The sequence below is a fragment of the Pseudomonas sp. LA5 genome (assembly GCF_028640825.1).
Classification (GTDB): Bacteria; Pseudomonadota; Gammaproteobacteria; order Pseudomonadales; family Pseudomonadaceae; genus Chryseomonas; species Chryseomonas aestiva.
Map to the genome: position 1 here is coordinate 218,741 of NZ_JAQYZY010000024.1, position 13,516 is coordinate 232,256.

Sequence of the window (13,516 nt, forward strand, 5' to 3'; positions counted from 1 at the left end):
CAGCAGACGGGCATTTGCTACTATTACGCCCCTTAGCGCTGCCTGTCGAACCAGCGCCACCGCTGAACCGGAGTAACGATGACCGATCCCATTCGCCTCACCCAATACAGCCACGGTGCCGGTTGCGGCTGCAAGATCGCCCCCAAGACCCTGGAGACCATCCTGGCCGGCAGCGGCGCCCAGCACCTGGATCCACGGCTGTGGGTGGGCAATGCCTCGCGCGACGACGCGGCGGTCTATGGCCTGGACGACGAGCGCGGGGTGGTCTCCACCACCGATTTCTTCATGCCCATCGTCGATGACCCCTTCGATTTCGGCCGCATCGCCGCCACCAATGCCATCAGCGACATCTACGCCATGGGGGGCGATCCGCTGCTGGCCATCGCCATCCTCGGCTGGCCGGTCAACGTGCTGCCGCCGGAAGTGGCGCGCGAGGTCATCGCCGGTGGTCGGCGGGTCTGCGACGAGGCCGGCATTCCCCTGGCTGGCGGTCATTCCATCGACGCCCCCGAGCCGATCTTCGGCCTGGCCGTCACTGGGATCGTGGAAAAGCGCCATCTCAAGCGTAACGACACCGCGACCCTGGGCAGCCGCCTCTATCTGACCAAGCCGCTGGGCATCGGCATCCTCACCACCGCCGAGAAACGCGCCCTGCTGCGGCCCGAGGATCGCCATCTGGCGCGCGACACCATGTGCCAGCTCAATCGTCCGGGCAGTCGCTTCGGCCGCCTGGCCGGGGTCACGGCGATGACCGACGTCACCGGCTTCGGCCTGCTCGGCCACCTGGTGGAGATGGCCGACGGCAGTGGCCTCACCGCCGAACTCGACTTCGCTGCCATCCCCCGCCTCGAAGGGGTGGAGTTCTACCTCCAGCAGGGCTGCGTGCCCGGCGGTACCGAGCGCAATTTCGACAGCTACGGCAGCCGTATCGCCCCGCTAGCCGAAGACCGCCGCCAACTGCTGTGCGATCCCCAGACCAGCGGCGGCCTGCTGGTGGCCGTGGCGCCCGAGGGCGAGGCGGAATTTCTCGCCGTCGCTGCGGAACTGGGCCTGGCCCTGCAACCCATAGGGCAACTGGTGGACCGGCGCGCCCATACGGTCGAGGTGGCCTGATGAGCCAGCGTGAGGATGCCCGCGACCTGCAGGCGCTGTTCCTGAGCGATATTCCCCTGGTCGATGTCCGCGCCCCCGTGGAGTTCGGCAAGGGCGCCTTTCCCCAGGCGACCAATCTGCCGCTGATGAATGACCTGGAACGCCAGCGCGTCGGTACCCGCTACAAGCAGCAGGGTCAGCAGGCGGCGTTGCAACTGGGTCATCAGCTGGTGTCCGGGACAGTGAAGGAGGCGCGCATCCAGGCCTGGGCCGACTTCGCCCAGGCGCATCCCGAGGGCTATCTCTATTGCTTCCGTGGCGGCTTGCGCTCGCAGATCAGCCAGGAATGGCTGCGCAGCGAAGCCGGTATCGCCTATCCGCGGGTGGTAGGGGGCTACAAGGCCATGCGCACCTTCCTCATCGACACGCTGCAGCAGGCGCTCGCCGAGTGCGGCTTCGTGGTGGTGGGCGGCATGACCGGCACCGGCAAGACCGAAGTGGTGGCCCAGCTCGCTAATGCCGTCGATCTGGAGGGGCATGCCAACCACCGGGGCTCCAGTTTCGGCAAGCGCGCTACGCCGCAGCCGGGGCAGATCGATTTCGAGAACAGCCTGGCCATCGACCTGCTGCGGCGTCGCCATGCAGGGCAGGCGCAATTCGTGCTGGAAGACGAGTCGCGCCTGGTCGGTCGCTGCTCCCTGCCGCTGGAATTGCACCAGGGCATGCAGCAGTACCCCTTGGTCTGGCTGGAGGACAGCCGGGAAAACCGCATCGAGCGCATCCTGCGCGACTATGTCATCGACCTGGCAGCGGAATTCATCGGCCTGCACGGCCCCGAGCAGGGCTTCGCGCTGTTCGCCGAGCAGTTGCGCAAGAGTCTTTCCGGTATCGCCAAGCGTCTGGGCGGGGAACGCTTCCAGCGCCTCTCGGCCATTCTTGAAGAGGCCCTGGCGGAGCAGGCGCGCTCGGGCGACGTCGCGGTCCATCGTGGCTGGATCGAGGGACTGCTGGTGGAATACTACGATCCCATGTACGCCTATCAGCGCGAGAGCAAGGCCTCCCGGGTGATCTTCAGCGGCGATCAGGCCGCCGTGGTCGAATTTCTGCGCGACCGACGCTGAACAGCCTCCGCGCTTGGCGGTCTACGCTGCGGTTATCCGGCCGTTCCGGCCGGCTGCAGGTCGCAAGGAGACAAAGAGATGAACGCGAAACTGGTTCCTGTTCTGGCCGCCACCCTGGCTGCCGTGGTACTCGCAGGGTGCTCGGGCAAGGTGGTCAATCGCGATAGCTGCGCCGCCCAGACCCGTTCCGCCTGGCAGGAGCTCGACCTGGCCAAGGCCGAAGGCTTTTCCGGTACGGTGAGCTATTCCAAGGCGCTGGCGCTGCTGTCCACCGCCAAGACGCAACAGCAGGTCGAGGCCTACACCGGCTGTGTGAAGAATGCGGAAAAGGCGAGCTTCTATATTCGCGAGTCCCGCGCCGGTCGTTGAGTGGTCGTACGGCTGGCAAACGGCCACCATTCAAAGCGACGTCGGCATAACCGCGTGCGACGGATAACGGCCCGTTAGCCCCCAACCCCTCAAGAATAGGCTTCTGCGGACGACAGCGTCGGTAGAACTCATTCCGTTGGGGTGCCGTATGAAAGGGATTGCCCGCTATCGCCTGGCCAATTGGCGAACCGCGACCAAACTGGCCGTGGGCTTTGGCCTGGTGCTGCTGCTGACCCTGGTGGTGGCCTTGCAGGGCGGGCTCGCGCTCAAGGACGTGGAACATCGCTTCGGTTCCCTGCGCGACATGGCCGCGGTCAACCGGCAGGTGATGCAGCTCCGCGCCCTGGAGCAGGGTTTTCGCCTCAGCGGCGAGGCCACCCAGGCCGAGCACCTGCGGCAGGCGCTGCCGGCGGTACTCGATCACCTGGGGCAGCTCGCGGCCGAGGTGGGCAGTGCCAACGCGGCCGATATCGACGCCGCCCGCGCGGCCACCCAGGCCTACGGCGCCGCCTTCGCCGACTATGAACGCCTCAACACCTCACGCCGTCTGGCCATGGAGGGGGCGGCCTTCCTCGTGGAGGGCGCGGCCAACAGCCTGGACATCCTCCAGTCCGGCCTGCTGGATGACGGCGCCTATGCCCTCAAGGACTCCGGCGGCAAGCAGGGCGCCGAACTCCTGACCCTGTCGCAGCAGGTCGGCGAACTCTATCGCCTGATGCTCAAGAGCCTCGACGAAGCCCAGGCGCGGGCGAGCAAGAGCACGGTGGACGACCAGCCGCTGCCTTCGGCCAGCGCCGCCCTCGAATTGCTGGCCAAGGTGGAGCCGCAACTGAGCGATCCGGCCTATTCCTCGGTCATCCAGGACGTCTCCACCAATATCAAGGAATTCATCCGCCGCCTGGGCGACTATGCCGCCGCCCTGGCTCAGGAGCAGGCCGCCGGCGCACGCATGACCAGCCTGGCCGAGACCGCCGTGCAGCGGGTCGATGCCCTCTACGGCCAACAGGAAGTCGAACTGCAGGCGATGATGACCAAGCGCCTGCTGACCATCGGTGGCGTGGCCCTGCTGGCGTTGATCGTCGGCGCCCTGGCTGCGCTGATCATCACCCTGGCCATCGTTCGGCCGCTGCGCAAGGTGATCGCCGCTGCCGAACGCATCGCCCAGGGTCAGCTGGACGTCGAATTGACGGTGGATCGGGGCGACGAGATCGGCCAGCTGCAGAGATCCAGCGCCAGCATGGTGGCGGCGCTGCGCGGCATGGTCCTGCAGTTGCAGAACGGTATCGGCCGACTCGGCCAGTCCGCGGCCGCCCTGGCCGAGCAGGCGCGCGAGGCGCAGCTGGGCGTGACCCGCCAGCGGGAGGAAACCGATCAGGTGGCCGCGGCCATGGCCGAACTGGCCGCCACGGCCCAGGGGGTCGCCGCGGACGCCGAGGCCGCTGCCGGTGCCGGCGATCAGGCCGAACGCCAGGTCAGCGATGGCCAGGCGGTGATCGGCCGCAGCCTGGCCGGTATCGAGACCCTGGGGGTGGACGTTCGCGCCGCTGCCGAGCGGCTCCAGGGCGTGTCCCACGACAGCCAGGCGATCAGCAGCGTGCTCGACGTGATCAAGGCGGTGGCCGAGCAGACCAATCTGCTGGCGCTCAACGCGGCCATCGAGGCGGCGCGCGCCGGGGAACAGGGTCGCGGCTTCGCCGTGGTCGCCGACGAGGTCCGCGCCCTGGCGCGCCGTACCCAGCAGTCGAGCGTCGAGATCGAACAACTCATCGTGGTGCTGCAGAAGGGCAGTGGCGAGGCGGTCGCGCGGATGCAGCAGAGCGAGACCCTGCTGGCCGGGACCCTGGGCAGTGCCGGTGACACGCGGCGCGCCTTTGCCGGTATCGCCACGGCGGTGGCCAGCATCCAGCAGAAGAATCAGCAGATCGCCGCGGCGGCGGTCCAGCAGCGTGGGGTGGCTGAAGAGGTCGCGGTCAATGTGACACGCATTCGCGACGGCGCCGATCAATCCAGTCAGGCGATGGCGGCGACGGCCTCGGCCAGCCGCGAGCTGGCCGAGCTGGGTGACGAACTCTCGCGCCTGGTGCAGCGCTTCCACGTCTGACCGGCGCTGTTACTGAGCGTTGAGCGCCTGGCCGGTGGTGCCCTGGCTGGCCGGGCCGAGCAGATAGAGATAGACCGGCAGGATGGCGTCCGCCGCAGGCACCCGGGCCGGGTCCTCCTCGGGATAGGCCGCCGCGCGCATGGCGGTACGGGTACCGCCCGGGTTGACGCTGTTGACCCGGATACCGGCTTCTCCAAGCTCCTCGGCCCAGACCTGCATCAGGCCCTCGGTGGCGAATTTGGACACCGAATAGGCGCCCCAGCCAGCCCGGCCCTTGCGACCGACACTGCTGGAGGTGAAGATCACCGAGGCCTCACCGGCAGCCTTGAGCAGGGGCAGCAGGGCCTGGGTCAGGGCGAAGCCGGCCTGGACATTGACCTGCAGCACCTGCGCCAGGGCCGTGGCGGGCGTCTGCTCCAGCAGTACCCGCGGCCCCAGCAGGCCGGCGTTGTGCACCAGTCCATCCAGACGACCATGACGTCGCTGCAAGCGCTCAGCGACGGCAGCATAGGCCGCCGCATCGGCCTGTTCGAGATCCAGCACCAGGGGCTCGGCCCGGCCGCCGCCGGCCTGGATCTCCTGGCGCACCTGATCCAGCGCCGCGGCATCGCGGCCCTGGAGGATGAGGGTCGCGCCCAGGGCGGCGCAGCCCTTGGCCAGGGCGGCGCCGATGCCGCGACCGGCGCCGGTGACGAGGATTATACGGTCTTTGAGCAGCTCGGCCGGAGCCTGGTAGTCGAACATCTGAACCCCTAGCAGCCGCACAGTGCGCGATCGAGCAGCGCACGCAATTCCAGCGGATGGTCGATGATGGCGTCGGCACCCCAGTGCTCGGGGTGGTCGTCCGGATGGATGTAGCCGTAGCGCGCCGCCACCGTCTTGCTGCCGGCGGCGCGGCCCGACTCGATGTCGCGCTGGTCGTCGCCGATGAACAGGGCGGTCTGGGGATCGACATCCAGTTGCCGGCAGGCCAGCACCACCATCTCCGGGTCCGGCTTGCTGTGCGTGACGTGGTCCGGGCAGACCAGGCAGGCCGAGCGCTCGGCCAGGCCCAGGCGCTGCATGATGGGCTCGGCGAAGCGCACCGGCTTGTTGGTCACCACGCCCCAGCGCAGCCGGGCGGCGTCGAGATCGCGCAGGATCTCCTGCATGCCGTCGAACAGCCGGGTATGGACCGCGCACTGCGTCTGGTAGCGCTCGAGGAATTCCAGGCGCAGCGGTTCGAGTTCGGCGCCCAGCGGATCGACCTCGAAGCCGGCCAGGATCATCGCCTTGGCACCGCCGGAAATGACGCCACGCAGGCGGGCCTCGTCGGCCGCTGCCAGGCCCTGGTCCTGGCGCATGGCCTGGATGATGGCGATGAAATCCGGCGCCGTGTCCAGCAGGGTGCCGTCCATGTCGAAAAGGACCGCTTGCAGACGCATGGCCTAGTCCTCGCGCTGGGTGCGCACCATGTAGTTCACCGTCACGTCGCCTTCCAGCTTGTATCTCTTGGTCAGCGGGTTGTAGGTGAGGCCGATGACGTCACGCAGATTGAGGCCGGCCGCACGCGCCCAGGCGCCCAGTTCCGAGGGGCGGATGAACTTGCGAAAATCGTGGGTACCGCGCGGCAGCAGGCGCAGCACGTATTCGGCGCCGACGATGGCGAACAGATAGGCCTTGGGATTGCGGTTGATGGTGGAAAAGAACACCTGACCGCCCGGCTTGACCAGGTCGTGGCAGGCCTTGATCACCGACGAGGGATCCGGCACGTGTTCGAGCATCTCCAGACAGGTCACCACGTCGTATGTGCCGGCGTGCTTGCGCGCGTGGTCCTCGGTGGTCTCCTGGATGTATTCCACCGGCACGCCGGATTCCAGCTGGTGCAGCCGGGCCACCGCCAGGGGCGCCTCGGCCATGTCGATGCCGGTCACCTGGGCACCACGTTGGGCCATGGCTTCGCTGAGGATGCCGCCACCGCAGCCGACGTCCAGCACCTTCTTGCCGGCTAGGCCGGCGTGCTGGTCTATCCAGTTGACGCGCAGCGGGTTGATGTCGTGCAGCGGCTTGAATTCGCTCTCGCGGTCCCACCAGCGGTAGGCGAGGGCCTCGAACTTGGCGATCTCGGCGTTATCGACGTTGGACATGGTGTTCTCCAGAGGCAAGGGAGCGGGGCGCGTCAGGCGCCCTGCTGGATACGGGTGGCCCACTGCTGCGCATTGGCTATGAGTTCGGCCTCGTCCAGGCGCACGAGTTCGCTCTGGCGCAGCAGCGGCACGCCGCCGACCCAGACGTCGCTGACGCGATCGCGGCCGGTGGCGTAGATGAGTTGCGAGACGGGATCATAGAGCGGCTGCTGGGCGAGGCCGCTGAGGTCGACGGCGGTCAGGTCGGCCGCCTTGCCGATCTCCAGCGAGCCCAGGCAGCGCTCCAGGCCCAGGGCGCGGGCGCCGTTCAGGGTGGCCATGCGCAACGCGCGATGGGCATCCAGGGCGGTAGCCGAGCCGGCGACGGCCTTGGCCAGCAGGGCCGCGGTACGGGTCTCGCCGAGCAGATCGAGGTCGTTGTTGCTGGCCGCGCCGTCGGTGCCGATGGCGACATTGACGCCGGCCTGCCAGAGGCGCTCCACCGGGCAGAAGCCGCTGGCCAGCTTGAGGTTGGACTCGGGACTGTGGATGACGTGGCTGTTGGTTTCGACCAGGTTTTCCAGGTCCTCGTCGTCCACCTGGGTCATATGCACGGCCTGGAAACGCGGGCCGAGCAGACCCAGACGGCGCAGCCGGCTGAGCGGCCGTTCGCCGGTCTGCTCCAGCGCCTGCTCCACCTCGAAGGCCGTCTCGTGGACGTGCATCTGGATCGGTGCCTGCAACTGCTCGGCCAGCACCAGGATCTCTTCGAGCTTGGCGTCGGCCACGGTGTAGGGCGCATGGGGGCCGAAGGCCACGCTGATGCGCTCGTGCAGCTTCATGTCGTCGAACAGTTCCAGGCCGCGGCGGATCATGTCGTCGGCGGTACGGGCGCCGGGAATCGGGAAATCGAGGATTGGCAGGCAGACCTGGGCGCGTACGCCGGTGCGATGGATCGCCTCGCAAGCCACCTGGGGATAGAAGTACATGTCCGAGAAGCAGGTGATGCCGCCACGGATCTGCTCGGCGATGGCCAGGGTGGTGCCGTCACGGACGAAATCCTCGTCGACCCAGCGGCCTTCGGCGGGCCAGATGTGATCCTGCAGCCAGGTCTGCAGCGGCAGGTCGTCCGCCATGCCGCGAAACAGCGTCATGGCGGCGTGGCCGTGGGCATTGATCAGTCCGGGGATCAGCACCTTGCCCGGCAGCTCCAGGGTCTCCTTGGCCGGATGGCGCAAGGCCTCGCTGCGCGGGGCGAGCAGGGCGATGCAGCCGTCGCGCACACCCAGCGCGTAATCGCGCAGGACCACTCCGGCAGGCTCCACCGGCACGATCCAGCTGGGGAGCAACAAGAGGTCCAGGGGCGCGGGGGTGGGCATCTGCGGCGGTTCCAAGAGGGGCGAGCCGGCAGTATAGCGGTCCTTGCGGCGCTACCGCTAAATCCGCACGCCGATGCCGGTATACTGGCGGGCTACAGATTCAGGTCGAGGAAAGATCATGCGAGAGCGTCTGCTGGCGGCGGAAAAGATCAAGGCGATCGAGTGGCGGGACGGTGCCCTGCACCTGCTCGACCAGCGCCTGTTGCCGCTGCGCGAACACTGGGTCGCCTGTCACGGCGCCGCCGAGGTGGCCCAGGCCATCCGCGACATGCTGGTGCGAGGCGCGCCGGCCATCGGCATCAGCGCCGCCTATGGCGTGGTGCTGGGTGCCCGCCAGCGCGCCGCGGCGGGCGAGGACTGGCAAGCGACCGTCAACGCCGACTTCGAACTGCTGGCGGCCTCGCGGCCCACCGCGGTCAACCTGTTCTGGGCGCTCAACCGGATGCGCGAGCGCTTGGCGCGCACCGCGGGGGAGGGTGCCCTGGCGGCGCTGGAAGCCGAGGCGATAGCCATTCACCTGAGCGATCGCGAAGCCAACCTGACCATGGCCCAGCTGGGTGTCGAGCTGATCCGCAAGCACGACGCCAGCAAGCAGACCTTCCTGACCCACTGCAATACCGGCGCCCTGGCCACCGGCGGCTTCGGCACTGCCCTGGGCGTGTTGCGCGCTGCGCACCTGGATGGTCTGGTGGAATGCGTCCACGCCGACGAGACCCGTCCCTGGCTGCAGGGCTCGCGCCTGACCGCCTGGGAACTGGCCGGGGAGGGCATCCCGGTCAGCCTCAACGCCGATGCCGCCGCGGCGCACCTGATGAAGACGCGCAACGTCGCCTGGGTGATCGTCGGCGCCGATCGCATCACCGCCAATGGCGACGTGGCCAACAAGATCGGCACCTACAACCTAGCGGTCATCGCCATGCACCACGGGGTGCGCTTCATGGTGGTGGCGCCCAGTTCCACCATCGACATGAAGCTCGCGTCCGGTGACGACATCCCCATCGAGGAACGCGCCGGTCACGAGTTGCTGGAAGTGGGCGGGCAGCGCATCGCCGCCGGCGTGGAGGCCTTCAATCCGGTGTTCGACGTCACCCCGGCCGATCTCATCGACGCCATCGTCACCGAGCGCGGTGTGGTGGAGCGTCCGGACGCCAAGAAGATGGCCGAGCTGATGAATCGTCGACGCCTGCATTGAGGTGATCGCCAGGGGCGGATACATCCCTGAATGTGTTAGAATTTCGCTCTTTGCACAGGCTTTGTCCGAAAGCCCTCGGCAGGCGGTGATGCAGTGCCGAAAACCGGTTGGAGCGCCCCTTGCGCCGCCGGTGGCAGGCACCGCCAGACGGGCTTTCGCCTCTCCTATATCAGGCTCGGCCGACGTGCGGACGAGCCCTAGCGCTTTTCAGATCAGAAGGAACCAGGCTTCTCATGGGTGAACTGGCCAAAGAAATCCTCCCGGTCAATATCGAAGACGAATTGCGGCAGTCGTATCTCGACTACGCGATGAGCGTCATCGTCGGCCGGGCCCTGCCGGATGTGCGCGACGGCCTCAAGCCGGTGCACCGGCGCGTGCTCTACGCCATGAGCGAGCTGGGCAACGACTGGAACAAGCCGTACAAGAAATCCGCCCGTGTGGTGGGTGACGTCATCGGTAAGTACCACCCCCACGGCGACACCGCCGTTTACGACACCATCGTGCGGATGGCCCAGCCCTTCTCGCTGCGCTACATGCTGGTGGACGGCCAGGGCAACTTCGGTTCGGTGGACGGCGACAACGCCGCGGCCATGCGTTACACCGAAGTGCGGATGTCCAAGCTCGCCCATGAACTGCTGGCCGACCTGGACAAGGAAACCGTCGACTGGGTGCCCAACTACGACGGCACCGAGCAGATCCCGGCGGTGATGCCCACGCGCATCCCCAACCTGCTGGTCAATGGTTCCAGCGGCATCGCGGTCGGCATGGCCACCAACATCCCGCCGCACAACCTCGGCGAAGTGATCGATGGCTGCCTGGCGCTGATCGAAAACAGCGAGCTGACCGTTGACGACCTGATGCAGTACATCCCCGGTCCGGACTTCCCGACCGCGGGCATCATCAACGGTCGTGCCGGCATCATCGAGGCCTATCGCACCGGTCGTGGGCGCATCTATGTGCGGGCCCGCGCCGAGGTCGAGGACATCGACAAGAGCGCCAATCGCCAGCAGATCGTCATCACCGAGCTGCCCTACCAGCTCAACAAGGCACGGCTGATCGAGAAGATCGCCGAGCTGGTGAAAGAGAAGAAGATCGAAGGCATCACCGAGCTGCGCGACGAGTCCGACAAGGACGGCATGCGCGTGGTCATCGAGCTGCGTCGCGGCGAAACCCCCGAGGTGGTGCTCAACAACCTCTACGCCCAGACCCAGCTGCAGACGGTATTCGGCATCAACGTGGTGGCCCTGCTCGACGGCCAGCCGCGCACCCTGAACCTCAAGGAACTGCTGGAAGCCTTCATCCGTCACCGCCGTGAAGTAGTGACCCGGCGGACCGTCTACGAACTGCGCAAGGCGCGCGAGCGTGGCCACATCCTCGAAGGCCAGGCGGTCGCCCTGTCCAACATCGATCCGGTCATCGAGCTGATCAAGAGCTCGCCGACCCCGGCCGAAGCCAAGGAACGCCTGATCGCCACGCCCTGGGAATCCAGTGCGGTACGCGAGATGGTCGAGCGCGCCGGCGCCGATTCCTGCCGTCCGGACGAACTGCCGGAGCAGTACGGTCTGCACGAAGGCAGGTACCACCTCTCGCCGGAACAGGCCCAGGCGATCCTCGACCTGCGCCTGCACCGCCTGACCGGCCTGGAGCACGAGAAGCTCATCGCCGAGTACCAGGAAATCCTGCTGCAGATCGGCGAGCTGATCCGCATCCTGACCAACCCCGAGCGGCTGATGGAAGTCATCCGCGAGGAGCTGGAAAAGGTCAAGGCCGAGTTCGGTGACAAGCGTCGTACCGAGATCATCGCCTCCCAGGTGGACCTGACCATCGCCGACCTCATCACCGAGGAAGACCGCGTCGTCACCATCTCCCATGGCGGCTACGCCAAGTCCCAGCCGCTGCACGCCTACCAGGCCCAGCGCCGGGGCGGTCGCGGCCGTTCGGCCTCGGCGGTCAAGGAAGAGGACTACATCGAGCACCTGCTGGTCGCCAACAGCCATACCACCCTGCTGCTGTTCTCCAGTCTGGGCAAGGTGTACTGGAAGCGGACCTACGAGATCCCCGAGGCCTCCCGCGCCGCCCGTGGCCGGCCGCTGGTCAACCTGCTGCCGCTGGCCGAAGGCGAGCGCATCACCGCCATGCTGCCGGTCGATCTGGAAGCCGTGCGCCAGCAGGCGCCGATCGGTGAAGAAGACCTGGGCGAGCAGGACGACAACCTGGACATCGAAGACGCCGTGCTGGTGGAAGACGATGTCGAGAGCGAAGGTGAAGGCGAAGAGGGCGAGCTCCTCGATGCCGGCCAGGACGAGCCCACCGGCGCCTACATCTTCATGGCCACCCGCAACGGCACCGTGAAGAAGACCCCGCTGGTGCAGTTCAGCCGTCCGCGCAGCAATGGCCTGATCGCGCTGAAGCTGGAGGAGGGCGATAGCCTGATCGCCGCCGCCATCACCGACGGTGCCCGCGAAGTCATGCTGTTCTCCGACGGTGGCAAGGTCATCCGCTTCAAGGAGCGCCATGTGCGCACCATGGGCCGTACCGCCCGCGGCGTGCGCGGCATGCGCCTGGCCGAAAGCCAGCGCCTGATTTCCATGCTGATCCCCGAGCCTGGCGCCGAGATCCTCACCGCCAGCCTCAACGGCTTCGGCAAGCGCACCGCCATGGCCGAATACCCGCAGCGCGGCCGCGGTGGCCAGGGCGTGATCGCCATGGTCATCAACGAGCGCAACGGTCCCCTGATCGGCGCCATCCAGGTGCTGGACGGCGAAGAAATCATGCTGATCTCCGACCAGGGCACCCTGGTACGGACCCCTGTGGAAGGCATTTCCCGGACCGGCCGGAATACCCAGGGCGTTACCCTGATCAAGCTCGGCAAGGGCGAGAAGCTGGTGGGGCTGGAGCGGGTGCAGGAGCCTTCGGTGGACGAAGAGCTGCTGGATCACGAAGCCGAACTGGACGACGAGGTGCTCGACAAGGAGTTGCCGGTCGACAGCCACGAGCCGGACCAGGACGATGTGCTGCCCGGTGCCAGCGATGTACCGAGCGATGACCTTCCCGACGAGGATGACGAGTGATGAGCAAGCGTGCCTACAACTTCTGCGCCGGCCCGGCGGCCCTGCCTGAAGCTGTGCTGCGCCAGGCCCAGGCCGATCTGCTGGATTGGCAGGGCCGTGGCCTGTCGGTAATGGAAATGAGCCATCGCGGTGAAGACTTCACTGCCATCTCGAGCCAGGCCGAGGCCGATCTGCGCGAGTTGCTGGGTGTCCCCGGCAACTACAAGGTGCTGTTCCTGCAGGGCGGCGCCAGTCTGCAATTCGCCCAGCTGGCGATGAACCTGATGCCCGAGGGCGGCAAGGCCGACTACATCGACACGGGGATCTGGTCGCGCAAGGCCATCGAGCAGGCGCAGCACTATGGCACCGTCAATGTCGCCGCCAGCGCCAAGGGCTACGACTACTTCGCCATCCCGGGGCAGCACGAGTGGCAGCTGTCCAAGGATGCCGCCTACGTTCACTACACCCCCAACGAAACCATCGGCGGCCTGGAGTTCGACTGGATTCCGGACGTGGGCGATGTGCCCCTGGTGGCGGATGCTTCTTCCGACATCCTCTCGCGTCCGCTGGACGTCTCGCGCTTCGGGTTGATCTACGCCGGTGCGCAGAAGAACATCGGGCCTAGCGGCCTGGTGGTGGTGATTGTCCGCGAAGACCTGCTGGGTCGCGCGCGCGCCGCCTGCCCGACGCTGCTGGACTACAAGGTCGAGGCCGACAACGGCTCCATGTACAACACGCCGGCGACCTTCTCCTGGTACCTGTCGGGGCTGGTGTTCAAGTGGCTGAAGGAGCAGGGCGGTCTGCCCGCCATGGAGCGCCTGAATCGCCAGAAGAAAGAGCTGCTGTACGGCTTCATCGATGCCAGCGACTTCTACAGCAACCCCATCGCCCAGAACGACCGCTCCTGGATGAACGTACCCTTCCGGCTGGCGGACGAGCGTCTCGACAAGGCGTTCCTCCAGGGCGCCGAAGCGCGCGGCCTCCTGTATCTGCAGGGGCATCGTTCGGTGGGCGGCATGCGCGCCTCCATCTACAATGCCGTCACCCTGGAAGCCGTCCAGGTGCTGGTGAATTATCTGGGCGAATTCGAGAAGGAGCACGGCTGAT

The 13,516-nt window shown here is 67.0% G+C and carries 11 protein-coding genes and 1 pseudogene; 8 read left to right on the plus strand and 4 right to left on the minus strand.

Annotation, left to right across the window (positions count from 1 at the left end; genetic code table 11):
• Nucleotides 1-78: 78 nt before the first annotated feature.
• The 5 genes and pseudogenes from selD (at nucleotide 79) to PVZ72_RS24155 (ending at nucleotide 4,683) form a co-directional block, all read left to right on the plus strand.
• On the plus strand, nucleotides 79-1,113 hold the full coding sequence (selD, locus tag PVZ72_RS05840; protein ID WP_273861425.1) for a selenide, water dikinase SelD: 1,035 nt from the start codon (nucleotides 79-81) through the stop codon (nucleotides 1,111-1,113).
• Nucleotides 1,113-2,213 carry a tRNA 2-selenouridine(34) synthase MnmH gene (gene mnmH, locus PVZ72_RS05845; RefSeq protein ID WP_273861426.1) on the plus strand — a complete coding sequence of 367 codons (1,101 nt, stop codon included), beginning with the start codon at nucleotides 1,113-1,115 and terminating at the stop codon, nucleotides 2,211-2,213. The genes selD and mnmH overlap by 1 nt, the downstream gene beginning before the upstream one ends.
• Before the next feature lie 78 nt (nucleotides 2,214-2,291).
• Entirely contained in the window at nucleotides 2,292-2,582 is a 291-nt protein-coding gene (locus PVZ72_RS05850; protein WP_273861427.1) for a hypothetical protein, read from the plus strand.
• Between the two features lie 1,027 nt (nucleotides 2,583-3,609).
• Nucleotides 3,610-3,798: pseudogene (locus PVZ72_RS24150) on the plus strand (HAMP domain-containing protein); the annotation flags it as partial.
• A gap of 42 nt (nucleotides 3,799-3,840) precedes the next feature.
• Nucleotides 3,841-4,683: a methyl-accepting chemotaxis protein gene (locus PVZ72_RS24155; protein WP_443218235.1), complete on the plus strand. Its 843-nt coding sequence runs from the start codon at nucleotides 3,841-3,843 to the stop codon at nucleotides 4,681-4,683.
• Between the two features lie 9 nt (nucleotides 4,684-4,692).
• Here PVZ72_RS24155 and PVZ72_RS05860 read toward each other — a convergent pair whose 3' ends face one another.
• From PVZ72_RS05860 to PVZ72_RS05875, 4 genes are read right to left on the minus strand one after another with little or no spacing between them, the layout of a single operon-like run.
• Nucleotides 4,693-5,427 carry a YciK family oxidoreductase gene (locus PVZ72_RS05860; RefSeq protein WP_273861429.1) on the minus strand — a complete coding sequence of 245 codons (735 nt, stop codon included), beginning with the start codon at nucleotides 5,425-5,427 and terminating at the stop codon, nucleotides 4,693-4,695.
• Between the two features lie 8 nt (nucleotides 5,428-5,435).
• Entirely contained in the window at nucleotides 5,436-6,107 is a 672-nt protein-coding gene (gene mupP, locus PVZ72_RS05865; RefSeq protein ID WP_273861430.1) for an N-acetylmuramic acid 6-phosphate phosphatase MupP, read from the minus strand.
• A gap of 3 nt (nucleotides 6,108-6,110) precedes the next feature.
• Nucleotides 6,111-6,809, minus strand: a complete 699-nt coding sequence (gene ubiG, locus PVZ72_RS05870) for a bifunctional 2-polyprenyl-6-hydroxyphenol methylase/3-demethylubiquinol 3-O-methyltransferase UbiG (RefSeq protein WP_007160470.1) — start codon at nucleotides 6,807-6,809, stop codon at nucleotides 6,111-6,113.
• 32 nt (nucleotides 6,810-6,841) lie between these two features.
• Nucleotides 6,842-8,167: a TRZ/ATZ family hydrolase gene (locus tag PVZ72_RS05875; protein WP_133862477.1), complete on the minus strand. Its 1,326-nt coding sequence runs from the start codon at nucleotides 8,165-8,167 to the stop codon at nucleotides 6,842-6,844.
• Nucleotides 8,168-8,285: 118 nt separating this feature from the next.
• On the opposite strand from PVZ72_RS05875, the gene mtnA reads away from it, so the two are divergent.
• The 3 genes from mtnA to serC all read left to right on the plus strand — a co-directional run bounded on the left by mtnA (nucleotide 8,286) and on the right by serC (nucleotide 13,515).
• Nucleotides 8,286-9,359: an S-methyl-5-thioribose-1-phosphate isomerase gene (gene mtnA, locus PVZ72_RS05880; RefSeq protein WP_158891754.1), complete on the plus strand. Its 1,074-nt coding sequence runs from the start codon at nucleotides 8,286-8,288 to the stop codon at nucleotides 9,357-9,359.
• A gap of 233 nt (nucleotides 9,360-9,592) precedes the next feature.
• Nucleotides 9,593-12,430, plus strand: coding sequence for a DNA gyrase subunit A (gene gyrA, locus PVZ72_RS05885; RefSeq protein ID WP_263258880.1), 2,838 nt, complete (start codon nucleotides 9,593-9,595; stop codon nucleotides 12,428-12,430).
• Nucleotides 12,430-13,515, plus strand: a complete 1,086-nt coding sequence (serC, locus tag PVZ72_RS05890) for a 3-phosphoserine/phosphohydroxythreonine transaminase (protein WP_273861431.1) — start codon at nucleotides 12,430-12,432, stop codon at nucleotides 13,513-13,515. The genes gyrA and serC overlap by 1 nt, the downstream gene beginning before the upstream one ends.
• Nucleotide 13,516 lies beyond the last annotated feature (1 nt).